Raw genomic sequence first — 26,836 nt, 5'->3', positions numbered from 1 at the left:
CGATGAAATCAGTATGATTTGGTTGAACAACATGACTTACTTTCAGGTTGCTAACCACTTTTGCCAGCTCTGTTTCACCCGCTCACGCTGGATGACAAAGCGATCATCGGCAACCACCGCCGGAAGCAGCTGTAAGGATAAACGATGCATCTCTTCACGCATTTGCGTATAAGCATCCGTTAATAATTGGGCTTCAGTTAAGGGCATGATGTCATAGTCGGCCATCAACGCTAAAATTCTCACATTATCTGACCACTGGGTTAATTTAGGTTGTGTATGCGCATAATTCAAGACCAGATATTGTGAAATAAATTCAATATCGCCAATACTGCCTTCATCGATTTTTAAATCAAATTGAGCCTGATGCTTATTGCCGAGATGTGCTCGCATCTTCTCACGCATTTCGCGGACAACTGTTTTAAGTTCCAGCTCATCTCGAGGTTGACAAAGCGTGCCATGGCGAATCGCATTAAAACGGTGATAAAGCGATACATCGCCACTGACCGGACGGGCGCGAACCAGCGCTTGATGTTCCCAAGTCCAAGCCTCATTGCGTTGATAATCAGCAAATGCCGCCAGCGTAACCGCCAGTAAGCCGGCATTGCCTTGGGGTCGTAAACGAACGTCCACCTCATACAAAACGCCTGAGCTGGTATGCACACTAAAGAGATGAATAATGCGCTGGACTAATCTTAAATAAAATTGTCGGCTATCTATCGATTTTAGGCCATTAGTCATACTATCAGCAGAACAATCATGTAAAAAAATCAGATCTAAATCCGAGCTATAACCGAGCTCCCAGCCACCTAATTTACCGTAACCGATAACAACAAAGCCTTTTTGCTGCTCATCAGTTAAATAATCGGGTTTACCATAACGTGCAGTCATCTGATTCCAGGCCAGCTGCACCACCATCTCAATCATCGCTTCGGCTAAAAATGTTAAGTGATCACTCACTTTCATAATCGGCAAAACGCCCGCAACATCGGCAGCGGCAATATGTAACAGCTGCATCTGTTTAAATTGTCTGAGTGCCTCAAGCTGCTGCTCCTCATCATCAGTTTGTACTCGAAGTAGATATTGATAGAGCTCACTTTTATAGTTAGCCAGGGCGGTCGTCTGATAGAGTGAGTTAAGATCAATCAGTTCATCAAGCAAAATCGGATAACGCGAAAGCTGTTCACTAATCATCGGCGAGACACTGCACAATTTAACTAACTGTTTTAAGGCGACCGGATACTCAATCAATAACTCAAGATAGGTGGTTCGACTGACAATATGTAGCAATAGACGGGTTAAACGAGGCAGCACCACAGTAATATCGTAATGTTCGCAAATATCGGCAAACAGTCGGGGCATCAGTTGATCAAGGATATCGCGACCACGCACACCAATGGTTTTTTTACTCATATCCAGTTGAAATTGTGTGATAATCGCGTGTAAGGCTTGAGATATCTCAGTAGACAGCGTGGGGAGTACACTCTGAATATCAACCAGTTCTAAGTTATCCACCCAGAGATCATCCAATCGCGTTGCCTTATTATCCGATTGACTAGATTCATCGACCTCACCGATCAAGGCGTTAAAAATCTGCCGATTATCACGCAGCCGTCGCTGTAAATCACTATCGAGTTCATGCCAATCAGGAAAATTCATCGCTACCACAAGTCGCGCTTGATTCAGGGCATCTTCTGGTAAGGTCTGGGTTTGCTCGTCGTTAATGGCTTGCAGTAGATTTTCCAGTCGTCTTAAAAAGAGATAATTTTCACGTAACGTATTGACCGCATCATGGGGTAGCAAACCTAATCTATCAATATAGTTTAGTCCGCTAAGCAGCGAGCTGGTTTGCAACATAATTTCGCGGCCACCACGAATCAATTGAAAGACCTGAACAATAAATTCGATTTCCCGAATACCACCGGCACCGAGTTTAATATTATTGTTTAAATTACGGCGCCGAACTTCACGTTCAATCATGCCTTTCATATTACGCAGAGACTGTAAAACACTAAAATCGATATAACGCCGGTAAACAAAAGGTTTCAGCATTTTATAGAGTATTTGGGCGTAAGGCTGGTTATCGTCACCCAGCACCTTAGCCTTGACCATCGCGTAACGCTCCCAGTCTCGCCCCTGTTCTTGATAATAATCCTCCATGGCTGAAAAACTCAGCACCAAAGGCCCACCATCGCCCAATGGTCTTAAACGCATATCCACCCGATAAACAAAACCATCCACACTGGCTTGATCTAACACTTTAATTAAACGTTGACCCAAACGGGTGAAAAATACTTCATTCGCTAGCTCTCGCCGCCCACCGCGCGTCACACCATGCTCCGGGTAGGTAAAAATAAGATCAATATCGGATGAAAAATTGAGCTCACCACCACCCAGTTTACCCATCCCTAATACCAGCAAAGGTTGTGGATTACCCTGTCCATCACTCGGCACACCAAACTCACGGCAAGCCGATTCGTATAACCAGTGATTGGCATTCACGATAATGACTTCCGCCAACATACTCAGCAGCTTTAAGATATCGGTCTCAGCCGGAGAAGATTGTAGATGTAACCAGGCAATACGGCAGAGCATTTTACGCCGAAAAATACGCAGCACGCGCATCAATTCACGCTCATCAGTAATCTGGCTGAGTGCGTCATCAAGCCAGACTTGATATTGTAAGTACTCATTCACGTTAGGCGGTGCGGTTTCGATTTCAACCAGCCAGTCAGGGTAGCGTGTCACCGCTTCATAGATAAAATCACTCTGAGCTAGAATATCAATAGATGATGGCCGCATCAAAGGGGCATTTGCACGAATTTTCTGTTTCTGCTGCTCAAGTACTAACATCCCCTCACCTCTATCATTATGCCTTTTTCTATCCAAAACGGAGAAACTTAACACACGCCGCTTAATCTGCCCTAGTGTATCCCATCAATCCTGAAGGTCGAGCACGATCTGCGTTAAGTGCAACTTGAGTTTGGTCACTCTTGCATCATAAAGCCAGACTGACCAGTCAGGGCGAGACTTGAGCAAGTTATTGACCTTACTGAGTTCAGCTTGTGCCGTTTGCATTAATGATGTTGGTGTCAACGAATCGAGCAGCAACGTCAGCATCGGCAATAATCTTGCTAAACTATCATATAATAATGTCACTTGCTGCTGTTCATCAGCAAATTCTTCACACTTTTGCCAATATTTCAACATGGCTGATAATGTCTTATGTGGTGCGTGTTTTGTCTTCAGCTCTGGTACCAAGGGCGGCAGTAAAGGCGTTTGATTCATCAAGCGATAGCCACGTGCCGCTTTACTTTGTGACAATAATCTTAATCCCAGTATCGATAGCTCTGCGGCAAATTCAAACAGCCGGCTAACATCACCTTGTTTTAGTTCTAATTCAAGCTCATCAATCGGCATTTGGTGCGTATCATGGCTAATCGACCCTTGATCGAAAGCCAGCTCAATTTCGCTATCATGGTACCGGATCAAATAGGCGTGTCTTAAAAAATGGGTGGTAAATTGTGGCTTAATCTGTAAGGCGAGTTGTTGACGATCACATTGTGGCGATAGGGCATCTTTCGGGAGCAGCTGTAAATCCAGTGTTGGCGTATCAACCGTGACATTAAACTCTTGACGAGCATGTAATCCTGCGACACCAGTACTACTATGCTTTACCGTGATCTCATATTGCGCTAACTGGTCGGTTTCCTGAATCCCTCGTACACGCAGTCCACAATGATTTTTCTGCAACTGGAAATCGGGGGTATCATAATAAGTATTGGTTAAATCTAATTTCTTTTGTTCCAGAATCGTATAATTGGTGAGAAAGTTAGCCAACCGGTTGACCCCGTCAGGCGTTAGCCCAAATTTTAATTCAATTTCTATTGCCATGATTTTGCCTATCCATCAATAATTCGATTAACACGATATCAATACGAAGATGAATCGTCGTTAATGCTTCTACACTTATAATCTATGATATAGAGGAATGATCATCGGCACAATAAACGAAATCATCAATTTATGCCCGACGATGAGAAACAGATGAACCAGCAGGAAAAAACCGTAAAATTAACCGAAAACAGGCGGATAAATCCGCCTTTCATGAAAGAAATCTAATTATCGCTATTGGTAAACAGGGAAAGTACGCGTAATTGCTAAGACTTTTTGTTTAATATCCTGAATATTTTGTTGATTCTCAACATCATCTAAAATATCACAAATCCAGCCCGCTAACTCACGCGCCTCTGTTTCTTTAAAGCCTCGACGAGTAATCGCCGGCGAACCAATTCGAATACCAGAAGTGATAAATGGACTTTGCGGATCGTTAGGTACACTATTTTTATTGACGGTAATATTGGCTAAACCGAGTGCAGCATCTGCCTGTTTACCGGTAATGCCTTTATTGACTAAATCGACTAAAAATAGATGATTTTCTGTGCTGCCCGATACAATGTTATAGCCTCTTTGCTTCATCACCTCGACCATGGCCTGAGCATTTTTAACCACTTGCTGCTGATAGGTTTTAAAAGAGGGCTCCATCGCTTCTTTTAAAGCGACCGCTTTAGCTGCAATCACATGCATTAATGGTCCGCCCTGAGCGCCTGGGAAAACAGCAGAATTGATTTTTTTATACAGATCTTCACTGCCATCTTTAGCCATAATCAGACCACCACGCGGTCCACCTAAGGTTTTATGAGTGGTGGTGGTGGTGACATGCGCATGAGGTACGGGATTAGGATAGACACCTGCGGCAACCAGACCGGCAACATGCGCCATATCAACCATTAAGTAAGCGCCAATACTATCGGCGATTTCGCGCATTTTCGCCCAGTCAACCACACCAGAGTAAGCAGAAAAACCGCCGATAATCATTTTAGGTCGATACTTTTCCGCCTGGGCTTTGATATCATTGTAATCAATATGGCCGGTTTCATCTAAACCGTAAGGCACAACATTATAGAGCTTCCCGGAGAAGTTAACCGGTGAACCATGGGTTAAATGTCCACCTTGTGATAGATTCATGCCCAGCACCGTATCACCTGGTTTCAATAAAGCGGTATAAACGGCGAAATTAGCCTGTGAGCCTGAATGCGGCTGAACATTGGCAAAATCAGCCCCAAATAGCGCTTTAGCGCGGTCAATCGCCAACTGTTCGACAATATCGACATACTCGCAACCACCATAATAACGTTTGCCTGGATAACCTTCCGCATATTTATTGGTCAGCTGCGAACCTTGTGCTTGCATAACGCGAGGACTGGTATAATTTTCCGAAGCAATTAATTCAATATGATCTTCCTGTCGCTTCACTTCACCCTGAATAGCATCCCATAACGCCGGATCGTAATCAGCAATATTCATCTGTTTTTCAAACATACTCATCCTCACTCACGCACAATGTTATTGATCAAATCGTTTTCTTATATCCTATCTAATTAGTCAGTTATTTCAAGTTCAAAATGATTTTTTTTAATCATTGCTGTCTCTTTTGGGTGAGCATGAATCCCCATAAAATCAATCCCAATCAGCGGTAAGACAACACAGAGTAGAAGATAAATACAGTACCTTGATGAGTAAACATCTTCTCTTTCAGTACTAAACTTAGCCTCCATAAAATATTATTTATATGAATGAAAAGAACAAAAACCGGCTAAACATTTGACATAAATAGCGTCACTGTGCGCAATGAGATTTATATTTATCATGAATAATTAGTGACACATTATTATGTAATATTTAACAAGTTCTCTCGGCACAAGTCAGGCATAAAGACGCTTTTCATATTGAATTAGTCGTTAAAATTGGAACAATCTATCTTATAAAAGTAGGATATTAATCAACTTTTCCCTCTGTTAGAATCAATCAATGAATCTTAATCTGTTAAAAATACAAGAGGAAACAATGATGATTTATTTACGCAAGGCCGAGGATAGAGGATTCGCTAATCACGGATGGTTAGAATCTTACCATACTTTCTCATTTGCTGATTATTATGATCCTGACTTTATGGGGCTTTCATCATTAAGAGTCATTAATGAAGATCGTGTACAAGCGGGTCAAGGCTTTGGGGAACATCCTCATAAAGATATGGAAATTCTTTCTTATGTTTTATCCGGTACGATTGAACATAAAGACAGTATGGGGCATACAGAGCGAGTTAAAGCGGGAGAGTTTCAGATCATGAGTGCAGGGACAGGTATAAGGCATTCAGAATATAATCCGCAAAATGATCAATTATTGCATTTTTATCAAATCTGGATTATGCCAGATCGAAAAAATTTACCACCTCGCTATGAGAGTCGAACATTTGCTAAAAAAACAGGTAAACAGCTTATTTTATCTCCAGATGCCAGAGAGGGGTCGCTTAAAGTTTTCCAAGATATGCAATTATGGAATTGGACATTAGCGCAAGGTGAGCTGCAAGAATATATTATCCCAGAACAATATCATCATGTTTGGATACAGGTTGTCTCTGGTGAGATGACGGTCAATGATATTCAAGCAAAAACCAGTGACGGTATCGCTATTACTGGAAAACAAAAGATAACGATTGAAGCAAGCCAAGCAACAGAATTGCTCCTGTTCGAACTATTATAAATATTTTATTAAAATATCGAACTAAACAGTTCTGATTAAACGCTTCATCATAATCTGTTATGACTGAATCAGACAGATCTGATCGTTAGCCACAACCGTGGCTATCGCTTTTCCTACACAATCGAGCTGCCCGGTCGAAAGCGCTTTAGAATATTCATTTATGTCATAGTACTCACATGCAATACAAGCGTTAAGTTCAGTTACATTTGATACTGATAATTCATCTTATATCTGTAGTGATCAATGATTGATTTTTATTATGCCACTTTTGCGGTTCAGTTCTGTCTGTTAAATCGGATTACCTGACCACTAAAACTGACATTTTGGCATAACGGACGACACTGGCCGCATTTGAACCCAGCAAATGTGTGCTGATATTGGGACGACGAGAACCAATCACAATCAAATCAACATCTAGCTCCTGGGCAATATTGATAATCTCATCACGCGGACTACCAAAAGCGACCGAATAGGAGAGTTGTTCTTTGGGAATGTTGACAGAAGCAATAATCTCAGCGAGCCACTGCTCAGTTTTTTTGGTTGCCTGATCTTCAAACTCTTCAAAACCAAATGAATAAGCATTGACGATAGCAGATGCAACCGGTAATACATGAAAAAAATGGACTTTGGCATTAGACTGCTTAGCCAAATATTCAATATGTGGGATCACTTTAGCGGTTAACACTTTTTCTAATATATCAATAGGTACTAAAATAGACTTATACATAGCATCCCTCTGAGATTCATTGGTGTATATCACTGACTCGCTAACCAGATTGTCCATCATAGGACGATTTGATTAAAAGTAGTTCTCTATAATGAGTTTAGTGCTCATGATCATTGAGACAATGATCAGCATTGGACGGATCAATTTTTTTCCTTTTGAGATAACCAATCGGGCGCCGATACGCGCGCCAATAAACTGGCCGATTAACATCACAAAACCAATACTCCAAATAACTTTACCGCCGATAATAAAAAAGATTAAAGAAGCCAGATTTGAAGTGAAATTTAATACCTTTGCATGCGCCGTTGCTTTGGCCAGATTAAATCCAGCTAACGTCACATAAATAAGCGCATAAAAAGAGCCGGCACCGGGACCAAAAAAACCATCATAAAAGCCAATGCCCATCGCGGCGAAAATCGCAAACTTCTTAGCCGACAAACGACGTTCACGATCTTGTTCTCCAACGGTTGGCGTTAATAAAAAATAGAGTCCAACACAAATCGTTAAGATCGGAAGTAATAAACGTAAGAAGTCAGCTTGCAGAAATAAGATTAACAGAGAGCCGAGACTGGCGCCGATAAAGGTCATCAAAATGGAAAACTTATGTTCACTCAACTTGACCACCCGCTTTTGCACAAAATAGAGGCTGGCTGAAAATGAACCGCCACAACTCTGTAATTTATTGGTGGCCAGCGCTTGCGCCGGCGGCAAGCCGACGGCGAGAAGCATCGGTAATGTCAGTAAACCGCCACCACCGGCAATCGAATCAATAAATCCGGCCAAGATTGCAATACCAAAAAGCATTATCAGCAGATAATAAGTATTCATCCAATCCATAGGAGGCGTCCCTGTTTAACGTGGATTAAAGGTTAATGTTGGCTTGATATCAGCACACTGAGCTCGATAACGCAGATAGTGATCCATCAGAACTATCGCCATCATCGCCTCGGCAATTGGCACCGCGCGAATACCGACACAAGGATCATGACGACCATGTGTTTCAATCGTCACTGCTTCACCGTACTTATTGACGGTCTGTCCTGCAGTTGCAATACTGGGGGTGGGTTTTAAGGCAATATTGGCAATGATGGATTGACCTGAACTGATACCACCTAAAATCCCGCCGGCATGATTAGATAAGAAACCTTGCTGATCCATCTCGTCACGATTTTCACTGCCTAATTTACTGACAACAGCAAAACCATCGCCAATTTCAACCCCTTTGACGGCATTGATGCTCATCAGTGCATGGGCCAGATCTGCATCTAAGCGATCAAAAACCGGTTCACCGAATCCGACTGGTACGTGTTCAGCAACGAGGGTCACTTTTGCGCCAACCGAATCACCCTGTTTCTTTAGCGTTCGCATCAATTCATCAAGTGCCGATAATTTGGCTTCATCAGGACAGAAGAAGGGATTTTGTTCAACCTGCCGCCAATCTTTTAGTTCACAAGTGACTGAGCCCATTTGCGCTAAATAGCCACGAATCTCAATCCCTAAATGTTGTTTAAGAAATTTTTTTGCAATGCCACCCGCGGCAACACGCATCGCGGTTTCGCGGGCCGATGACCGGCCACCACCACGATAATCACGAATACCATATTTTTGTTGATAAGTATAATCAGCATGACCCGGTCTAAAAATATCCTGAATAGAACCATAATCTTTTGAGCGTTGATCGGTATTCTCAATCATCAGTCCAATACTGGTTCCGGTGGTCACACCCTCAAATACGCCGGATAAAATTTTAACTTCATCCGCTTCACGACGAGGCGTAGTATAACGAGAAGCGCCAGGACGACGACGATCGAGATCATGCTGTAAATCAGCTTCAGTTAATGCCAGTCCAGGTGGCACACCATCAACAATACAGCCTAACGCAATTCCGTGTGATTCGCCAAAAGTAGTGACCCTAAACAGTTGCCCTATACTATTCCCCGCCATGTTTATTCCTATTCATCTCATTTATATTTGTTTATCTTTCATCTTATCATGACTCATCATCATACCCCAATGTAGATCAATATCGCCATCAATGATAGGGTCCTGATATCAGTTAAACCTGCGTATTTCGCCATGCTAATAGATCAGCTTTAGTCAGTGTAAATACTCCATCTCCACCGTGTTCAAAACTAAGCCAGTTAAAAGGTAAATGCGGATACTGTTCAATCAGCGCAACGCTGCTATTGCCGACTTCACAAACCAGCACGCCGCGATCAGAAAGATAATCAGCCGCTTGGTTTAGAATACGTTTGACAATATCGAGTCCATCAAAACCCGCCGCTAACGCCATTGCAGGCTCGACGGTATATTCTGCCGGTAAATCTCCCATATCTTCGGCATCAACATAAGGTGGGTTTGAGATGATTAAGTCATATTTCACTTCTGGAATATCATTGAAAACGTCTGAGCAGACTGGCAATACTTGCTGCTGCATCTGGTGCATTTCGATATTGATTTCAGCGACCTCTAAGGCTTCAACGGAGATATCGGCAATATCGACCTCGGCATCAGGAAATGCATAAGCGCAAGCAATCCCAATGCAACCACTACCAGTACAGAGGTCTAAAATATTCTCGGGTTCAAAATCAATCACGTCAGCAAAATGCGATGAGATGAGTTCACCAATCGGTGAACGTGGAATCAATACACGCTCATCAACAAAAAATTCATGCTCACAAAACCAAGCTCGGTTAGTTAAATAGGGGGTTGGAATATGCTGTTCGACTCTCGCTATCACACGCTCTAACAAACACTGTTTCTCTTGTGTCGTCAAATTGGTGTTATAAAACTCTACCGGAATATCAATCGGTAAATAGAGAGAAGGTAAGACTAATTGAATAGCCTCATCCCAAGGATTGTCGGTGCCATGACCATAGTAGATATCAGATCGATTGAACTCCGAAACAGTCCAACGAATAAAATCCTGAATCGTCTTTAATTCGGTAATGACTTGCGCGCTTATTAATCTATCCATGGTCTCTCCAATTATTGTAAAGAAATATAAGTATTTATTTTAGGTTGATTGCAGTTAGAAAACAACGTTATAACCGCAATTAATCCCTTAAAACTCGCTAAACTTTATATTATACTCATTACACAAATTGTTCTATTTCAAGATAAAATACAATTAATATAAGGATTTAACAATGCAACAATTACAAACCATTATTGAGACGGCATTTGAGCGTCGTGCCGAAATCACGCCAGCGAATGCTGATAAAGTCACGCGCGATGCCGTTAATCAGGTTATCGCTTTGCTCGATAGCGGTAAGATGCGCGTGGCAGAAAAGATCAATGGTCAATGGATTACTCACCAGTGGTTGAAAAAAGCGGTGTTACTCTCTTTCCGTATTAATGAAAATCGTCTCATCGATGCCGGTGAAGCAAAATATTATGATAAAGTGCCGTTAAAATTTGCCGATTATGATGAAGCTCGCTTTGCCCAAGAAGGTTTTCGCGTTGTCCCTTCTGCCATCGCACGCCAAGGTGCTTATATCGCACGTAATACGGTATTAATGCCCTCTTATGTCAATATCGGCGCTTACGTTGATGAAGGCACCATGGTGGATACCTGGGTTACCGTAGGATCTTGTGCGCAAATTGGTAAAAACGTTCATTTATCCGGTGGCGTGGGCATTGGTGGAGTACTTGAACCATTACAAGCGAATCCAACTATTATTGAGGATAATTGCTTTATTGGTGCGCGCAGTGAGATTGTCGAAGGGGTGATTGTTGAAGAAGGCAGTGTGATCTCTATGGGGGTATTTATTGGCCAAAGTACCCGAATTTATGATCGCGCCACGGGCGAAATTCATTATGGCCGCGTGCCAGCGGGTTCCGTTGTCGTATCGGGCAACTTGCCATCCAAAGATGGTAGTTACAGTTTATATTGTGCGGTGATTGTGAAAAAAGTCGATGCTAAGACACGTGGAAAAGTCGGGATCAATGAACTACTGCGTACTATCGACTAATTCCCTGTATAGCGATTCTAAGTTATACTATGAAGCGGAGCCTAGCTCCGCTTTTTATTTTACTGAATAAAGGAACATAGACGATGCCTTCATTTGACATAGTGTCTGAAATTGATATGCCAGAAGTACGCAACAGTGTTGAAAACGCCACACGTGAGCTTGCGACACGATTTGACTTTCGTAATATTCCGGCTGAGTTTGAACTGAATGAGAAGAATGAAACCATAAAAGTAGCCAGTGAATCTGATTTCCAGGTTAACCAACTTCTCGACATCTTGCGCGATAAACTGGCTAAACGCGGTATCGATGGTAGCGCACTCGAGATTCCCAAAGAGTTTGAGCATACCGGTAAAACCTACAGTATCTTAGTGAAATTGAAGCAAGGTATTGACAAAGAGATGGCGAAAAAAATCGTTAAATTGATCAAAGATGCCAAGCTAAAAGTACAAGCACAAATTCAAGGCGAACAAGTTCGTGTCACGGCGAAATCTCGCGATGATTTACAAGCGACAATGGCACTAGTACGAAATGCTGAACTCGGTCAGCCATTCCAGTTTAATAACTTTCGTGATTAGAGATTCAATATCCTGCTATGCTACGTGTTGCTATGCTGGCGACAAACATAACAGGATATTTATCTCACATTGATAACCCGCCGTAGTGTGTTCTGCTTGTTTAAATACAGTGAATCTTCTATATAAATCAATTCAATGCCTAAATAAGCTCATTTTCACTTAATTATCTCGGTCAGCTTAGCTAAAGCGCCGTCAATTCGGCATTAATATGCCCCGTTTGGCTCATTGATTACATCATAAAAAAGCGCGGTCAAAGCCGCACTTTTTATTGATTAAAACTCGTTTATTGATCAGGCAATGCATAGCCAATAATATAATCGCCCATCTTAGTACCAAAAGAGCCGTGGCCACCCACCACTAAAACAACATATTGTCGTCCATCATCACCAGCGAAAGTCATCGGCGTAGCCTGTCCCCCAGCGGGTAAGCGGGTTTTCCAAATCTCCTGACCAGTGGTAACATCATAACCGCGAATATACTGATCTAATGTGCCACTTAAAAAGGCGACTCCGCCGGCTGTTATCATCGGCCCGCCCATTGCCGGGACACCGACAGGGAATGGCAGATGGACTATCGGTGTACTATCATACGAAGTACCATTAGGGTGTTGCCAGACAACGTTAGCATCACGCAAATCAATACCGGCTATATCGCCCCATGATGGAGCCTGACAAGGGAAACCCACAAAAGATAAGAATGGATGCAATTCAACCGCGTAAGATGCACCTTTATTTGGCTGCAATCCTTGCCCTTCTGATGCATGGGTACTCATTTTAGCGGCCTCCTCTTGAGGGACTAATTTTGAGACAAACGCCATATAGTTTGGACTGGCAAAAATCAGTTGTTTCTGCGGATCGACAGCAACCCCGCCCCAGTTCATCACTCCCACGTTGCCAGGATAGATAAGACTACCTTGTAACGACGGCGCGGTATATTGGCCCTCATAGCGTAATGATTTAAAATTAATACGACAGACGAGCTGATCAAATGGTGTCGCTCCCCACATACTCTGCTCAGTCAGGGGCTGAGGTAATAGATTCAGTTGTGAACGCGGCTGTGTTTTGGAAACCCAATCCCCCTTAATAACGTCTTGTGGTGCCGCGACTTCATCGATGGCAATAATCGGCTGGCCGGTCTCACGATTGAGCACATACAAGCTTCCTTGTTTGGTCGGCTGAATCACTGCGGGCTGCATACCACTAGCCGTGTTTAAATCGACTAAAATAGGTTGACTTGGTACATCCATATCCCAAAGATCATGGTGGGTTAACTGATAATGCCAACGAACTTTGCCCGAATCAATGGCTAAAGCGACAATACCGGCTGAGTATTTCTCAGAAGCCAGTGTCCTATCTGCACCATATTGATCGGGGGTTTGGTTACCCAGCGGCAGATAGATAAGCCCTAAATCTTCATCGGCACTCATGATTGACCAGACGTTTGGTGAGTTGCGGGTGTAGGTCTTCCCTTCCGGTAACGGCGTAGTCTGCTCAGGATTACCACTATCCCAGTTCCAGATTAATCGTCCATTTTGAATATCAAAAGCACGTACAACACCAGAAGGTTCATTAGTTGAAGCGTCATCAGTAACATGCCCACCGACAATAACCAGATTCTGGGTAATTAGCGCGGGTGAAGTCGAGTAATAGCCCCCTGGCGCAAACTCACCGAGTCCTCTTTTAAGATCAACTGCACCATGTTCACCAAAATCTTCACATAACTGTCCAGTATCAGCATTTAACGCAATAAGACGCGCATCTGCAGTAGGTAAGTAAAGACGTCTTGGACATTCGCTTGCTTTCACTCTCTGGGCTGCGCTCGCCTTAGCATCCCGCGCAAGATAGTGATCAGCATCATAATAGGACACGCCTCGACAGGTCATATGTGCCCAGCCACGAAAATCGGCCGCACCTTCAAGGCTGATTTGTGGTTCAAATTTCCACAGCGTTTCACCGGTTTCGGGTTTTAATGCTAAAACCCAACCGTGGGCGGTACAGGTATATAACCTGTTATTGACTTTTAATGGCGTATTTTCATTGGTTAATTCAACCGGATCGCCTGATGTGGGCATATCACCAGTCCGTACGCGCCAGACTTCTTGTAATTGATTAATATTATCAGGCGTAATTTGGGTCAGCGATGAGTAATGTAAACCGGCGTTACTCCCCCCATAAGCAGTCCAATCAGCACCTGCAACATCATCAAGATCAATATCCAGTTTAACCGTATTAGCAATTTTACCTTGCTTTGAATCGGGAGAAAAAAACAGCGACGTAAAACCAATAATCGCAACAAAAAGCAGTGAAAACATCAGAAAATAAGCAGTAATCGGTTTCGATATCGCTTTACGCCAGTAAGGCAGCAATAGGATCAGGCCAATCACAAACCATACCCATAAACGCGGTACCAATAACCACCATCTTAGGCCAACTTCCCATAATGACCAGAGCCCTGAGGCCACTAAAATACAAGCAAAAATGAGATAAGCAAAACCATCTTGGTTCCATAAAAATAGCGCAGTTAGCAGTAAAAACCAGCTCAAAATCAGATAATACCATGAACCATTTAGCGTCACGAGCCAGAAACCACCGACGAGAAAAAATAGTCCTATTAATCCCATAATGATTGCAGTTACTCTAAATAACTTGTTATTTTTATCCATAAAAATATTCCTTTTTAATGAAAGTATTACGCTATTTAGTTTTGCATAAACATCATAAAATAAACAGTACATCAAGAGTAAAAATTATTTAATCTCAATAACCTAAGTAATAATTCACTTACATTGTTGACATAACAGTATTATCGTTACCGATAAATACCGCTGAAACAAACTGAAGACACGATCAATTTTACTAGCAGAATAAATAAACAATAGACTATCTCTTTATAAAAAAAGGGACTCATGTCCCTTTTTGAATTAACTATTAGCAATAATCGGATTTAATGAATTTTCTCAACCGTTAAAACTAAGCCGTCCACCCCTACAACTTTTACTTTAGTGCCAAGCGGCAAATCCTCATGACAAGTCGCGCGCCAACTACCATCTTTAATTTTTACCCGACCATGACCATTAATAATAGATTCAATAATCACCGTTCTCACACCAAGCAGCTCATTTTGTGGAACATTAAGTTCAGTGGCATCAGAGACATCTTGATGTCGTTTTTTAAGCCATAATGACCATAAATAGACGGTCACTAAAGCAAAAATCGCAAACAAAATCCAAAGTGCTGGCCAGGGAATAAAAGGCAAAATTAACGCAACCAGTCCAACAATAATGGCTGAAATACCACACCATAACGCATAACCACCGACACCTAACAGTTCAACGATCAGTAAAACTGATCCCATAGTAATAAACGCCCAGCCTGGCGTAAATAAGAAAGATGACATTAATTCACTCATTTTCTATCTCAATTCTTCTTAATTTCATTAATCAGTGAAGTAATCCCACCAATGCTGCCCATTAAGCTAGTCGCATCTAATGGCATCATTATCACCTTACTATTGTCGGCCGAGCCAATCTGTTGTAATGCATCAGTATATTTTTGCGCCACAAAATAGTTAATCGCATTGATATTACCACTGGCAATTGCATCAGAAACCATTTGCGTTGCTCTGGCTTCCGCTTCAGCAGCACGTTCTCGCGCTTCGGCTTGTAAGAAAGCGGATTGTCGGTCCCCTTCCGCTTTCAAAATTTCAGACTGTTTTTCACCTTCTGCGCGTAAAATCGCGGCCTGACGTACCCCTTCAGCTTCAAGGATATCCGCACGCTTATTACGTTCAGCTTTCATTTGCGCATTCATCGCCGCAATCAGTTCTGCTGGTGGACGAACATCACGAATTTCAATACGGGTAATTTTCAATCCCCAAACTCCGGTTGCTTCATCCACAATGCCTAACAATCTAGAGTTAATATGATCGCGCTGAGATAACATCTCATCAAGCTCCATCGAACCCAGTACCGTACGGATATTGGTCATGGTCAAATTAACGACTGAACGTTCAAGATTATTGACTTGATAAGCAGCTTTAGCGGCGTCTTGTACTTGAATAAAACAGATAGCATCAATTGTGACATTCGCATTATCTTTCGAAATCACCTCTTGTGATGGAATATCTAAGACTTGTTCCATCATATTAATTTTACGGCCAATACTATCCATATAAGGAACGATTAAATTCAGACCCGGTCTTAATGTTTTGGTATATCGTCCAAAACGTTCAACGGTATATTCATAACCTTGTGGGATAATTGAGATACTTTTAATTAAAGTAACTAAAGCTAAAAGAACAATAACACCGATGACAATAAGTTCCATTTTAAACTCCGTAATGATTTGTTTTATCTATTTTTTTATGTACCAGTATATTATGCAGAAAAGACCAAATTACCTAATGTTATTTTATCGATATCTGATTGTGATTTAAATTAAAGACAGCCTCGTCGCTGTTTAATGCGCAGTTCAAATATAGCGAGCATAAAAAACCAGAAAAGCCGAGTAGCATTTCTGGTTGATTAGCGTGAATGATAGCGTTAATGCTATTTTTTGATCCAACCTTGCTTATGCAAATAGTCCAGCATAAAGTCGCGATTTTCAGCGCTGAGGATATTGGCGACGTTATCACTCCAGCCATTGAATTTTTGATTGCTAGAACGGGCTTGATAATAGTGCGCCATTGTTTCGTCATACTGCGCCAATAAAGGCTTATCGATAGGTTGATAGTGATTCTCAAAAAACACCAGCGCTTTCGGTAAACGCGGTTTTAATTCAGGATCTTGCGCAGGATAACCAATGCACAGACCAAACAGCGGTAATACAAATTGAGGTAAACCTAATAATGTCGTGACTTCATCAATTTTGTTACGAATACCTCCGATATAAACACAGCCCAGTCCTAAAGATTCAGCTGCAACAACGGCATTTTGTGCCATAATTGAGGTATCTACAGCGCCTAATAAGAGATGCTCGGCTTTACCCAGCTCCAGCTCTGGCGCTATTTGTTTATGACGATTTAAATCGGCACAAAAAACCCAGAACTCAGGCGCGCCAAAAATATAAGGTTGACCGCCCGATAATTCGGCTAACTTTTTACGTAAATCGGGATCGGTAATACGAATAATCGTTGAACATTGCAGGAAATTCGAACTTGAAACGGCTTGAGCAGACTGTAAAATAGCATTAATCTGCTCATTTGAAACTAGCTGATCAGTATAAGCACGAATTGAACGATGTTGACATAAAAGATCAATTGTCGAAGTTGTCATAGTTTGTACCTTTATATTTATTTTAAAATCTAACCTACTAAGGTTACGCTTTGCCTGAAAAAATTCAAGCTATTGTTGCCATTTATATCACTGATAATTGATCCTGCATTTGACATGTATTTACCGGATCAAAGAGATGATGTTTATCATACCCATATTCAAAGAATTCCCATATAATAGCCAAAAACAAAGTCGGTTCAGTATGATAATGAGCATCGCATAAAATATTATCACGTGAAGCGACCAAAATAATTATCGCCGTGTCGTGTCGTAGACAGGCATCTGCACTGACTTAATTTAAAAATAAAGGTAATGATGAAATCGTACGGTCCCCTGTTCGTTGCAATTGGCGCTATTAGTTATGGTATGCCGGCAACATTAATGAAATTAGCCAATCAACAAACCAGTTATATCGCCAGCGTACTCTTTTTTCTGTTTCTCTGTTCCATGTTATTCTTACAGATATTGAGTTTGATCACTTCAGCCAAAGCAAAGCCAGTCACGCTACCATGGACAAAAAAAGGATTAATGATCTTATCTGGCACCTCCATTGCCTTAACCAATACCTGTTATTTTTTATCTCTCTCTTATGTGCCTGTCGCCGTTGCCGCGGTGATGTTAATGCAATCAGTTTGGCTCGCTATCTTGCTAGGCTGTTTAATCAATCGTCGTTATCCTTCTAAACTGCAATTAGGTATTGTTATCTTAATTCTGTTTGGTACGGTACTGGCTACTGACGTCCTGAATATTAATCAATCTGTTTCAATTATCGGTTTAACACTAGGCTTTCTGGCGGCGTTTTGTTATGCCTTGACGATTCAGTTTACCAGCAAATTATGTACCGAATTACCCGCGATAAAAAGAGCCAGCTTAATGAGTATTGGTGCCTTTATTTTTATTGCGATTATTTGGGGAAGAGAGGTTTCTACCGCCCATATAGTGATTGAACTCAAATGGGGGGCGTTGATATCTATCTTTGCAATGGTGTTACCACTTGCCTGTCTCTCGATAGGTATGCCCAAAACGGCACCCGGTATCGGTGAAATTATTTCATCACTAGAGCTACCCGCTGCTATTTTGTTTGCACTCATATTCTTAAATGAACAGATCAATCTCGCGCAACTGCTTGGCGTGAGCATCATTATTCTGGCGGTTATCTTGACTCGTTTTGCTAAAACAGAGAGTCATCAGTCGTAATGGATTAATTTAATTAAAAAAGCGCCAAATTAATATTGTCTTAATCTTCTTCGCGTTTAATAGCATCATACTATTTAATTTGAAGGAGATTAATGATGAAAAAGTTTATTGTGATTGTGTCTGGATTCCTTTTATCCTACTCAACACTAGCAGCGGCAAATTCGATCACACAAGCCCCACAAAATGTTCAGCCAACACCATCAGCGCAGATGTTACGCGTAAAACCAGTGCAAGACAAAAATGGTGCCCATTTTATGCAACCACACGCCGGTAAACCGGCCTATTTCGAAATCAAAATGGTGACCGATGATCCGGTCAAAACCATTAACGATATTTCTTCATTAATGCCCGCCGGTAAATATGAAAAATATAATGTTGAAGTAAAAGTCTATCCGATTCCACAAGGAAAACCATCCATCGAACATCCTGCGATGGATAAAACAAGCATACAATCCCCGAAATAATGTTAATTTAGCGCTCGACGGACAAGCCTTTAAAATTCAGTTGTCTTACATTCATCTCAAACCGCCCTAGTCCGGCGGTTTTTTTGATGCAGCATAAGCCATATTTATTCAATCAAGCGCGGCAAAATCTGCACTGCAGATAAAATCAGACCATTTTTATCCTTTATCGCTCACCATCGTTATAAAAAAACCGCCTTAAAGACGGTTTAGATCGAATAAAACCTGAGTTACCACTGAAGTGTCATTAAGAAATCACGCAACACCGTAAAATCAGATTTCATGTTGTGAGAGAGTAATGTCATATCCGCTCTTTCGGCTAACTCTTTCGGTAAAGTAATGTCATGACCTAAAATACCCTCAACCACTTCACGGAATTTAGCAGGATGCGCCGTACCTAAAAATAGGCCATATTCACCTGACTGTAACTGATCACGTAAAACACGATAAGCAATCGCACCATGTGGCTCGGATAAATAACCTTTTTGATTAAGCGCTAAAACCGTTTGTTTAGTCACTTCATCACTTACCGCGCCGTGTGCTAATGAGGTTAATGGCCAATTTTCACGTTTAAAGATCTCTTCAATACGCGGCCAGTTATTAGGCTGACTTACATCCATTGCATTCGATATGGTTGCAACAGTAGTATGTGGCTGCCATAAACCACTATCTAAATAGCGAGGTACGGTATCATTACTGTTGGTTGCGGCAATAAAGCGTTTAATCGGCAGTCCCATCGCTTTAGCCAGTAAGCCAGCTGTCAAATCACCAAAATTACCACTCGGCACGGAAATAACTAATTCGCGACGCTGCGCTTCATTAAGCTGAGCAAAAGCTTCAAAATAATAACAAATTTGCGCGAGTAACCGGCTGATATTAATCGAGTTTGCTGAGTTTAAACCAATTGTCTTTTTCAATAACTCATCATCAAAAGCCTTTTTGACTAATGACTGACAGTCATCAAAATCACCCTCAATGGCAATGGTATGAATATTATCGCCTAACGTACAAAAGAGTTTTTCTTGTAACGGACTAATCTTACCTTTGGGATATAAAATAACCACGCGAATATTCGGCAAGTGATAAAAAGCGTGTGCGACAGCCGCCCCGGTATCGCCCGAGGTCGCCGTCAAAATAGTAATACGATCATTTGCGGCGACCTGGACTAACGCTTGAGCCATAAAACGGCCACCAAAGTCTTTAAAGGCTAGCGTTGGACCATGAAAAAGTTCTAAGGTACCAATATCATCCTCAACTGCCTTGACCGGTGCCGGAAACTGAAAAGCATTGCGCACACAGCGCAGCACATCTTCTGAGGCAATCTCACTGCCAATAAATGCGGATAATAGTTTGGCACTCCGTGAAACAAAATCAAGTTTCAGTAGTTCATCAATCTCTGATGCGCTGAATGCTGGAATCGTACCAGGAAAAAATAGTCCTTGTTCACGACCTAAGCCCTGTCGAACAGCTTGGCCAAAATTAACCACTTCAGTGTGATCTTTCAGGTTATATAATCTCATAATTTTTTCCATTACCTTTGTATTAATGCGTTATCAATCTGTCTGGCACCTTGCATATCAATTTTACAAATATGCACAAATCCTTCACTATTTTGAACATAGTGACTTTGTAGCCAGTCAGCAGCCTGTTTTGCAATATCCAGATTATCTGCGACAGCAAACATCGTTGGACCTGAACCAGAAATACCACTAGCAATCACCCCTAACTGCGCTAATGAAGCTCTGGCGTGTGCAAAACCAGGAAGCAACTGTTGTCGATAAGGCTCTGCAACCACATCTTGCATGAAGAGAGCCGCCAGCGCGGGCTGTTTAGTATAGCAAGCATGGATAAAACCACCAACATGACGACCATGATCAACACAATCTTGCTTCTTATACTGCGCAGGTAAAATAGCACGAGCTTCTGCCGTAGAGACTTTAATGCCCGGATAGGCCATAACCCAATACCAATTATCGAAACAAGGCAGTGACTGGCTGACAATACCCGCTTCATCAAGAATAAGCTGCATCCCCCCCAAATAACATGGCGCAACATTATCATAATGCACACTACCAGAAATGCGCCCTTCCATTTCTCCCATCATGAGTAATAATTCTGTTTGATTAAAAGGTTGTTCAAAAAACTCATTCAGCGCAACAAAAGCCCCCACAACCGAGCAGGCACTTGAGCCTAATCCGGAGCCAATCGGCATATTTTTCTCAAGCGTCATCGCAACCGGTAATGTTTTGCGCATCGCTAGACAAAAACGTTGCCAACATTGATATACGATATTGTATTTTGGATTTTGTGGTAATTTTTTAACAAAATGGCCGGTGCTCTCTAGATTAAATTCAGTTGCCGATGTCACTGTAATACAGTCACCGAGTAACTGACCATCAATCGGACTGACTGCGGCCCCTAAAATATCAAAGCCGACACTGATATTCGCCATCGAGGCTGGCGCATAGATTTTTACTTGTTTGTTTGCCATTAGCTACTCACTTTTCCTGAATTAGTCCGTAAAATATCAGCAAATACACCCGCAGCAGTCACGTCATTACCGGCACCATACCCACGTAGTACCAGTGGAATCGGCTGATAATAACGAGTATAGAATGCTAATGCATTTTCACCGTTTTTGACTTTATAGAGTGGATTGTCGCTATCAACAGCCATGATTTTTACCACACAGCGATTATCTTCAATTGAGCCAACATATCGTAATACTTTACCCTCTTTCTGTGCCAGTGCAACGCGCATTGCAAATTCACTATCGAGTTCAGGTAAACGTTGCATAAACGAGGCGACATCTCCGTCACTGTAGCTTGCCGGTAAGACAGATTCAACGTCGATTTGATCAAGCTCAAGCTGATATTCAGCTTCACGAGCGAGAATCAATAATTTACGCGCGACATCCATACCCGATAAATCATCGCGCGGATCGGGTTCAGTAAAACCTTTTTCCTTGGCTAATATCGTCGCCTGTGATAGAGACAGACCTTCATCGAGCTTACCGAAAATAAAAGATAATGATCCGGATAAAATTCCATTGAAACGAATGAGTTCATCACCCGCACTAAATAAATTTTGTAAATTTTCAATCACCGGTAAACCTGCACCGACATTAGTATCATATAAGAATTTACGTTTGTTTTTAGTCGCTTCTTGGCGTAAACGATGATAATAGGCCATCGAGCTCGTGTTGGCCTTTTTGTTCGGTGTCACCACATGAAAACCATGCGCTAAAAAATCGGCGTATTTTTCCGCCACATTTTCACTTGAAGTACAATCAACCAGAATAGGATTGAGTAAACGATTATCTTTCGCAAACCGGATAATACTATCAAGATCGAAGGGTATTTGAGATGAGGCTAACTGATCACGCCACGCATCTAAATGTAGACCATCCATATTGAGTAAAAGATGGCGAGAATTTGCCAGACCGCAAACACGTAAATCAATTTGTTTATTTCTTAACCAAGCCTGTTGACGATGGATTTGATCAATCAAAGCACCGCCCACACCACCAGAACCAACCACAAATACATCCATGACTTGATCCGTACCAAATAACATCTGATGTGCAACCCGTACCCCCATCACTGCAATATCATTCTCAACAACCACTGAAATAGAGCGTTCAGAAGAACCTTGAGCAATAGCAATAATATTAATATTGGCACTGGCTAATGCTGTAAAAAATCGCGCCGATAAGCCTTTATAAGTCCGCATGCCGTCGCCAACAACAGAGATAATCGCTAAGCCAGAGATCACATCAACTGGCTCCAATAGACCATCTTTCAGTTCAAGATAGAACTCATCGTTTAATGCTTGCTCTGCACAAGATAATTCTGATTGTGGTACACAAAAACTGATACTATATTCAGAAGAGGATTGGGTGATCAGAACAACAGACACGCCCGCATAACTCATGGCTGAAAATACGCGTGCCGACATACCAACCATCCCTTTTAATCCCGGCCCGGAAACATTAATCATCGCCATATTATTCAGATTAGTGATCCCTTTTACTGGATACTGCGTATCGAAATTATCACCGCCAATCAGTGTTCCAGGCGCTTGAGGATTAGTCGTATTTTTGATTAAGCATGGAATTTGAAACTGAGCAATCGGGGAGATGGTTCGAGGATGTAACACTTTCGCACCAAAATAAGAGAGCTCCATCGCCTCCTGATAAGACATTGATTTTAAGAGCTTAGCATCAGGCACAATACGTGGATCACAGGTATAAACACCATCGACATCAGTCCAAATTTCACAGCAGTCAGCACGTAAACAAGCTGCTAAAACAGCCGCTGAATAGTCAGAACCATTACGCCCAAGCACAACTAACTCACCTTTCTCATTACCAGCGGTAAATCCGGCCATCAAAATCACATGATGTGGCGGAATCTGCATATTCGCAATACGTTTAGTCGATTCAGTAATATCAACTGTCGATTCTAAATAATCACCATGTGCAAGCAGCATACTCACCGGGTTAATCACCGTCACATCATGACCTCGTGCATTCAATACTGCAGCCATAATCTCAATCGATAATTTTTCACCACGGCAGATAATCGCAGCATTAACACTATCTGGGCACTGACCTAATAACCGAATACCATGTAATAACTGTTTTAAGTGAGCGAGCTCATTTAAAGCAAATTTTTTCATTTCGTCATAAGCAAAACCGGGTTGGCACTGGGCTAAGCCATGTAGCAGATCGGCAAAGATTCGCTCGGCATCCAAGATATTACTCTCAACATCCAAACCAGCAACCGTCTTCTCGACCATAGCCACTAAGTGATTGGTAATTTTTGCTGGTGCAGAGAGCACTGTTGCCGTTTGCTCTTGTGTTAGATTGCTTTCAATAATATCAGCTACCCGAAGAAAACGTTCGGCATTAGCGACAGAGGTTCCTCCAAACTTTAGTACTCTCATATTGCACCTTTCTGTAGTTATTTAATAACAATTATTTAATAACAGTTATCTAATTAAAATTACCGTTAATCAATTGACGAAATAATAAAAGTTAAACACAAAAAAACCCGCTTATTTGGCGGGTTCTGTTTTCGATTCTATATCAGAGAATACTAACCCGCTCTACGCCTAATAATGCTAGAGGTGGTGGTAATCGTTGTCCCTAAATCGAAATTTGCTCTCATTGGCTTAACTCAAATTAACCTATATTGCCTATGGTTTTAAATGAAATCGGGTATAAAGTCAACCTCATTCATAAACCGTCTTTATTTTTGTTAGCTTAAAAACAATTCAGCCCAACATAAAGTCAGGCTGAATAAAATCAAAATACTTTCTTACTATTTTCATACTGGTTTACAACTAGATTCATCGCATTGTAAACATGGGCTTTATCATGTTGCTTCAGCGCGTCGCCCAGAATGTTTAAATAACCGAGCATCACTTTTTGATTGTCTTCAGCAAACTGAGGACTCACCTCTTGGTCTTCATATAACATGACATAAGCACGCGCAAAACCAAAAATTAAGAAATAAACGACTGCATTCTCTGCATCTTCCTTAATCAGTAATTGCATCGCTTGACGAAGCTTCACATAAGCATCAGTGCCGGGTAAACTTCCCGCAAATTCCGTCATTGCATTTGAAAATGTCATGTCCATCAGTCCTCGTAAAATTACAAGCAAGAAGCATAACAATGGAAAAAGAGAAGTGCAAGTGTAATTTATGTTAAAATGATAAATAGCCTTAAATCGCGAATCATCTTGTTAACGATTCGCAATATAAACTAAACATGCTTTGCCACACTAAGCCCCGCAGGTGTTTGTGCGACCGGCATCATCTCCATCGTATTCACATTAAAATGTGCCGGCATACTCAATAACCAACTGATCGTATTGGCAATATCCTGCGGTGTAATATAGTTTATATCTTGATAAACACTGGACGCTTTATCATTGTCACCATGAAAACGAACATTCGAAAACTCTGTCCCACCACATAGGCCAGGTTCAAGATTAGTCACCCTAACCGCTTTTCCAGCTAAATCGGTTCGTAAGTTAAGGCTAAATTGCCTTACAAAGGCTTTGGTCGCACCATAAACATTACCGCCTTTATAAGCATAAGTCCCCGCTATCGAACCAATATTGATAATATAACCACTATTTCTTGTCACCATTTCAGGTAAAACCTGTCTAGTTAAATAAATAAGCCCCATCACGTTGGTATTTACCATCATCTCCCAATCGGAAAAATCGGCAGCATAAGCAGGCTCTAACCCTAATGCCAGTCCAGCATTATTGATTAAAACGTCAATGGGTTTAAAGTTATCTGGAATGAGTTGATTAAGATGATCAATCGCGCTTTTATCTGTCACATCTAACTGGATCGGTAAAAATGCGTCGCCCAACGTTTGTTGTAACTGTTTTAATTTGTCAAAACGTCTCGCCGTGCCAATAACTTTAAACCCATCAGCAACCAGCTTTTGGCAGATAGCTTCACCAAACCCAGATGATGCGCCAGTGACTAATACAATCTTCATTTTCATCTCCTTTGTTCTTGTGAATCTCGCTTATCTACTGTTTTACTGCAAAGATATTGAGATATCAAGTCATTCTTTTAACCTAAATGTCAGCTTTTTAGCAAAAAAGCGTTTTCAAAGTCTGATTAAAATAGACTTGTAAAATAGAATTTGAGACTATATTAATTAGGATGATCATAAGGAAAAATAGATGGCTAAAGTTTATATTGCAATCGGTAGTAATTTAAAACATCCACTTCAACAAGCCAATGCCGCTATACTGGCACTTTCGCAAATGAACGAAGTCCAGGTGACTGCAGTTTCACCTTTTTATAGAAGCAAACCTTTGGGACCGGCAGATCAACCCGATTATCTCAATGCGGTTATTGCTGTCGAGACCAGTTTATCGCCTGAGGCGCTGCTCAATATCACCCAGCAAATTGAACAAGAGCAAGGACGAGAGAGAAAAGCGCATCGCTGGGGGCCAAGAACGTTAGATCTCGATATTCTCCTTTACGACAATCAAACGATTCAAACAGCACGTTTAATCATTCCACATTATGATATGAAAAATAGAGAATTCGTACTGTATCCCCTATTTGATCTTGCGCCAAACTTGATTTTCCCTGATGGTGAAGCACTTGCCGAACGATTAAAATTATTACCCTTAAATGGCATGATACGATGGATAGTATAACTTGATAAAATGTCATACAGATTATCCGCCTAAATAACCAAAAACCGAATCAAAAAGACCACTTAATATAAAAAATAGGCAATCAGAACTCAAGTTAACCCCTACAACTAACCCGCCAAAAATAACCTAACCACATGTTTTATATTTAATTTTAAAAACTAACGTTGAATACAAAAAGAACAACAAGCAGATTTAACGCCAACTGTCTATAAAATAATGCAAAAAAAACTTGTTAACTACAAAATAGTTGTTATAGTTTAGCGTTTTTAAAATTTGTACATAATAATGGTATTAAAGGAGATAGCTGTGAAAAAGGAACAAAAAGCATCCTCATCTTTAAGCATTCTTGCGATGGCTGGGCTTAAGCCTTATCAAGAGAAAAAAGGTGAAGAGTATATGAACCCAGCGCAACTCGAACATTTTAAATTGATATTGCAGGCATGGTTACAGCAATTACGTGGAGAAATGGATAAAACGGTAACTCATATGCAAGACGAAGCCGCTAATTTTCCAGATCCAGCTGATCGGGCAACACAAGAAGAAGAGTTTAGCCTTGAATTAAGAACACGGGATAGAGAGCGCAAATTAATCAAGAAGATTGAAAAAACTTTAAAGAAAATTGAAGAAGATGATTTCGGTTTTTGTGACTCTTGTGGTGTTGAGATTGGTATCCGTCGCCTTGAAGCGAGACCGACTGCAGACTTATGTATTGATTGCAAAACGGTTGCCGAGCTGCGTGAGAAACAGATGGGATATTAAGCATTCAGCTTGATAATATCGAATAAATATAAAAAATAGATATCGATATTGTTGCCCTCTTTACAATAAGATA

The 26,836-nt window shown here is 41.3% G+C and carries 23 protein-coding genes; 7 read left to right on the top strand and 16 right to left on the bottom strand.

Annotated features, from left to right (window positions below; translation table 11 throughout):
• Window positions 1–42: 42 nt before the first annotated feature.
• The 3 genes from glnE to glyA all read right to left on the bottom strand — a co-directional run bounded on the left by glnE (window position 43) and on the right by glyA (window position 5,379).
• Window positions 43–2,850, bottom strand: coding sequence for a bifunctional [glutamate--ammonia ligase]-adenylyl-L-tyrosine phosphorylase/[glutamate--ammonia-ligase] adenylyltransferase (gene glnE / locus RHO15_02985; protein ID WVD64493.1), 2,808 nt, complete (start codon window positions 2,848–2,850; stop codon window positions 43–45).
• Between the two features lie 84 nt (window positions 2,851–2,934).
• The gene (locus tag RHO15_02980) at window positions 2,935–3,891 is read right to left on the bottom strand and encodes a CYTH domain-containing protein (protein WVD64492.1); all 957 of its coding nucleotides are present in this window, start codon (window positions 3,889–3,891) and stop codon (window positions 2,935–2,937) included.
• Window positions 3,892–4,125: 234 nt separating this feature from the next.
• Window positions 4,126–5,379: a serine hydroxymethyltransferase gene (glyA, locus tag RHO15_02975; GenBank protein WVD64491.1), complete on the bottom strand. Its 1,254-nt coding sequence runs from the start codon at window positions 5,377–5,379 to the stop codon at window positions 4,126–4,128.
• 528 nt (window positions 5,380–5,907) lie between these two features.
• Here glyA and RHO15_02970 point away from each other — a divergent pair.
• A complete protein-coding gene (locus RHO15_02970) occupies window positions 5,908–6,600 on the top strand; it encodes a pirin family protein (protein ID WVD64961.1) in 693 nt (230 codons plus the stop codon).
• Between the two features lie 298 nt (window positions 6,601–6,898).
• On the opposite strand, the gene RHO15_02965 is transcribed toward RHO15_02970, so the two are convergent.
• The 4 genes from RHO15_02965 to prmB form a co-directional block, all read right to left on the bottom strand.
• Entirely contained in the window at window positions 6,899–7,327 is a 429-nt protein-coding gene (locus tag RHO15_02965; protein WVD64490.1) for a universal stress protein, read from the bottom strand.
• 72 nt (window positions 7,328–7,399) lie between these two features.
• A complete protein-coding gene (locus RHO15_02960; GenBank protein ID WVD64489.1) occupies window positions 7,400–8,155 on the bottom strand; it encodes a TSUP family transporter in 756 nt (251 codons plus the stop codon).
• 24 nt (window positions 8,156–8,179) lie between these two features.
• Window positions 8,180–9,271 carry a chorismate synthase gene (aroC, locus tag RHO15_02955; GenBank protein WVD64488.1) on the bottom strand — a complete coding sequence of 364 codons (1,092 nt, stop codon included), beginning with the start codon at window positions 9,269–9,271 and terminating at the stop codon, window positions 8,180–8,182.
• A gap of 112 nt (window positions 9,272–9,383) precedes the next feature.
• Window positions 9,384–10,304 (bottom strand): 50S ribosomal protein L3 N(5)-glutamine methyltransferase, encoded by a 921-nt coding sequence (gene prmB, locus RHO15_02950; GenBank protein ID WVD64487.1) that lies wholly within the window; start codon window positions 10,302–10,304, stop codon window positions 9,384–9,386.
• Between the two features lie 172 nt (window positions 10,305–10,476).
• Here prmB and dapD point away from each other — a divergent pair, with 172 nt between their 5' ends.
• Both dapD and RHO15_02940 read left to right on the top strand, forming a co-directional pair.
• Entirely contained in the window at window positions 10,477–11,301 is an 825-nt protein-coding gene (gene dapD / locus RHO15_02945) for a 2,3,4,5-tetrahydropyridine-2,6-dicarboxylate N-succinyltransferase (protein WVD64486.1), read from the top strand.
• 83 nt (window positions 11,302–11,384) lie between these two features.
• A complete protein-coding gene (locus tag RHO15_02940; protein ID WVD64485.1) occupies window positions 11,385–11,876 on the top strand; it encodes a YajQ family cyclic di-GMP-binding protein in 492 nt (163 codons plus the stop codon).
• 283 nt (window positions 11,877–12,159) lie between these two features.
• On the opposite strand, the gene RHO15_02935 is transcribed toward RHO15_02940, so the two are convergent.
• From RHO15_02935 to nfsA, 4 genes are all read right to left on the bottom strand, one after another.
• Window positions 12,160–14,538, bottom strand: coding sequence for a glucose/quinate/shikimate family membrane-bound PQQ-dependent dehydrogenase (locus RHO15_02935; GenBank protein WVD64484.1), 2,379 nt, complete (start codon window positions 14,536–14,538; stop codon window positions 12,160–12,162).
• 281 nt (window positions 14,539–14,819) lie between these two features.
• Window positions 14,820–15,284, bottom strand: coding sequence for an NfeD family protein (locus tag RHO15_02930; protein WVD64483.1), 465 nt, complete (start codon window positions 15,282–15,284; stop codon window positions 14,820–14,822).
• A gap of 8 nt (window positions 15,285–15,292) precedes the next feature.
• Window positions 15,293–16,201 carry an SPFH domain-containing protein gene (locus tag RHO15_02925; protein ID WVD64482.1) on the bottom strand — a complete coding sequence of 303 codons (909 nt, stop codon included), beginning with the start codon at window positions 16,199–16,201 and terminating at the stop codon, window positions 15,293–15,295.
• A gap of 221 nt (window positions 16,202–16,422) precedes the next feature.
• Window positions 16,423–17,148, bottom strand: a complete 726-nt coding sequence (gene nfsA / locus RHO15_02920) for an oxygen-insensitive NADPH nitroreductase (protein ID WVD64481.1) — start codon at window positions 17,146–17,148, stop codon at window positions 16,423–16,425.
• Between the two features lie 315 nt (window positions 17,149–17,463).
• On the opposite strand from nfsA, the gene RHO15_02915 reads away from it, so the two are divergent.
• Window positions 17,464–18,345, top strand: a complete 882-nt coding sequence (locus tag RHO15_02915) for a DMT family transporter (protein WVD64480.1) — start codon at window positions 17,464–17,466, stop codon at window positions 18,343–18,345.
• Between the two features lie 95 nt (window positions 18,346–18,440).
• Window positions 18,441–18,809 carry a hypothetical protein gene (locus tag RHO15_02910; protein WVD64479.1) on the top strand — a complete coding sequence of 123 codons (369 nt, stop codon included), beginning with the start codon at window positions 18,441–18,443 and terminating at the stop codon, window positions 18,807–18,809.
• A 227-nt stretch (window positions 18,810–19,036) separates the two neighbouring features.
• Here RHO15_02910 and thrC read toward each other — a convergent pair whose 3' ends face one another.
• The 5 genes from thrC to RHO15_02885 all read right to left on the bottom strand — a co-directional run bounded on the left by thrC (window position 19,037) and on the right by RHO15_02885 (window position 25,328).
• Window positions 19,037–20,326 carry a threonine synthase gene (gene thrC / locus RHO15_02905; protein WVD64478.1) on the bottom strand — a complete coding sequence of 430 codons (1,290 nt, stop codon included), beginning with the start codon at window positions 20,324–20,326 and terminating at the stop codon, window positions 19,037–19,039.
• A gap of 11 nt (window positions 20,327–20,337) precedes the next feature.
• On the bottom strand, window positions 20,338–21,297 hold the full coding sequence (gene thrB / locus RHO15_02900; GenBank protein WVD64477.1) for a homoserine kinase: 960 nt from the start codon (window positions 21,295–21,297) through the stop codon (window positions 20,338–20,340).
• Window positions 21,297–23,753, bottom strand: coding sequence for a bifunctional aspartate kinase/homoserine dehydrogenase I (thrA, locus tag RHO15_02895; GenBank protein WVD64476.1), 2,457 nt, complete (start codon window positions 23,751–23,753; stop codon window positions 21,297–21,299). Before thrA ends, thrB begins: the two co-directional genes overlap by 1 nt.
• Before the next feature lie 361 nt (window positions 23,754–24,114).
• The gene (locus tag RHO15_02890) at window positions 24,115–24,444 is read right to left on the bottom strand and encodes a hypothetical protein (protein ID WVD64475.1); all 330 of its coding nucleotides are present in this window, start codon (window positions 24,442–24,444) and stop codon (window positions 24,115–24,117) included.
• Between the two features lie 131 nt (window positions 24,445–24,575).
• Window positions 24,576–25,328, bottom strand: a complete 753-nt coding sequence (locus tag RHO15_02885; GenBank protein ID WVD64474.1) for an SDR family NAD(P)-dependent oxidoreductase — start codon at window positions 25,326–25,328, stop codon at window positions 24,576–24,578.
• 190 nt (window positions 25,329–25,518) lie between these two features.
• Here RHO15_02885 and folK point away from each other — a divergent pair, with 190 nt between their 5' ends.
• A complete protein-coding gene (gene folK / locus RHO15_02880) occupies window positions 25,519–26,004 on the top strand; it encodes a 2-amino-4-hydroxy-6-hydroxymethyldihydropteridine diphosphokinase (GenBank protein WVD64473.1) in 486 nt (161 codons plus the stop codon).
• Between the two features lie 351 nt (window positions 26,005–26,355).
• Window positions 26,356–26,763 (top strand): RNA polymerase-binding protein DksA, encoded by a 408-nt coding sequence (gene dksA, locus RHO15_02875; protein ID WVD64960.1) that lies wholly within the window; start codon window positions 26,356–26,358, stop codon window positions 26,761–26,763.
• Window positions 26,764–26,836 lie beyond the last annotated feature (73 nt).

The organism is Orbaceae bacterium lpD01, assembly GCA_036251705.1.
In the GTDB taxonomy this organism is placed as follows: domain Bacteria; phylum Pseudomonadota; class Gammaproteobacteria; order Enterobacterales; family Orbaceae; genus Utexia; species Utexia brackfieldae.
Note: the sequence above shows the minus strand (reverse complement) of the source record. Positions and strands in the feature narration are given on the sequence as shown.

What these genes read in the sequence shown, in the direction of transcription:
- glnE (WVD64493.1), bottom strand. Translation starts at nt 2,850, where the DNA reads ATGTTAGTACTTGAGCAGCAGAAACAGAAAATTCGTGCAAATGCCCCT.
- RHO15_02980 (WVD64492.1), bottom strand. Translation starts at nt 3,891, where the DNA reads ATGGCAATAGAAATTGAATTAAAATTTGGGCTAACGCCTGACGGGGTC.
- glyA (WVD64491.1), bottom strand. Translation starts at nt 5,379, where the DNA reads ATGTTTGAAAAACAGATGAATATTGCTGATTACGATCCGGCGTTATGG.
- RHO15_02970 (WVD64961.1), top strand. Translation starts at nt 5,908, where the DNA reads ATGATTTATTTACGCAAGGCCGAGGATAGAGGATTCGCTAATCACGGA.
- RHO15_02965 (WVD64490.1), bottom strand. Translation starts at nt 7,327, where the DNA reads ATGTATAAGTCTATTTTAGTACCTATTGATATATTAGAAAAAGTGTTA.
- RHO15_02960 (WVD64489.1), bottom strand. Translation starts at nt 8,155, where the DNA reads ATGAATACTTATTATCTGCTGATAATGCTTTTTGGTATTGCAATCTTG.
- aroC (WVD64488.1), bottom strand. Translation starts at nt 9,271, where the DNA reads ATGGCGGGGAATAGTATAGGGCAACTGTTTAGGGTCACTACTTTTGGC.
- prmB (WVD64487.1), bottom strand. Translation starts at nt 10,304, where the DNA reads ATGGATAGATTAATAAGCGCGCAAGTCATTACCGAATTAAAGACGATT.
- dapD (WVD64486.1), top strand. Translation starts at nt 10,477, where the DNA reads ATGCAACAATTACAAACCATTATTGAGACGGCATTTGAGCGTCGTGCC.
- RHO15_02940 (WVD64485.1), top strand. Translation starts at nt 11,385, where the DNA reads ATGCCTTCATTTGACATAGTGTCTGAAATTGATATGCCAGAAGTACGC.
- RHO15_02935 (WVD64484.1), bottom strand. Translation starts at nt 14,538, where the DNA reads ATGGATAAAAATAACAAGTTATTTAGAGTAACTGCAATCATTATGGGA.
- RHO15_02930 (WVD64483.1), bottom strand. Translation starts at nt 15,284, where the DNA reads ATGAGTGAATTAATGTCATCTTTCTTATTTACGCCAGGCTGGGCGTTT.
- RHO15_02925 (WVD64482.1), bottom strand. Translation starts at nt 16,201, where the DNA reads ATGGAACTTATTGTCATCGGTGTTATTGTTCTTTTAGCTTTAGTTACT.
- nfsA (WVD64481.1), bottom strand. Translation starts at nt 17,148, where the DNA reads ATGACAACTTCGACAATTGATCTTTTATGTCAACATCGTTCAATTCGT.
- RHO15_02915 (WVD64480.1), top strand. Translation starts at nt 17,464, where the DNA reads ATGAAATCGTACGGTCCCCTGTTCGTTGCAATTGGCGCTATTAGTTAT.
- RHO15_02910 (WVD64479.1), top strand. Translation starts at nt 18,441, where the DNA reads ATGAAAAAGTTTATTGTGATTGTGTCTGGATTCCTTTTATCCTACTCA.
- thrC (WVD64478.1), bottom strand. Translation starts at nt 20,326, where the DNA reads ATGAGATTATATAACCTGAAAGATCACACTGAAGTGGTTAATTTTGGC.
- thrB (WVD64477.1), bottom strand. Translation starts at nt 21,297, where the DNA reads ATGGCAAACAAACAAGTAAAAATCTATGCGCCAGCCTCGATGGCGAAT.
- thrA (WVD64476.1), bottom strand. Translation starts at nt 23,753, where the DNA reads ATGAGAGTACTAAAGTTTGGAGGAACCTCTGTCGCTAATGCCGAACGT.
- RHO15_02890 (WVD64475.1), bottom strand. Translation starts at nt 24,444, where the DNA reads ATGACATTTTCAAATGCAATGACGGAATTTGCGGGAAGTTTACCCGGC.
- RHO15_02885 (WVD64474.1), bottom strand. Translation starts at nt 25,328, where the DNA reads ATGAAGATTGTATTAGTCACTGGCGCATCATCTGGGTTTGGTGAAGCT.
- folK (WVD64473.1), top strand. Translation starts at nt 25,519, where the DNA reads ATGGCTAAAGTTTATATTGCAATCGGTAGTAATTTAAAACATCCACTT.
- dksA (WVD64960.1), top strand. Translation starts at nt 26,356, where the DNA reads ATGGCTGGGCTTAAGCCTTATCAAGAGAAAAAAGGTGAAGAGTATATG.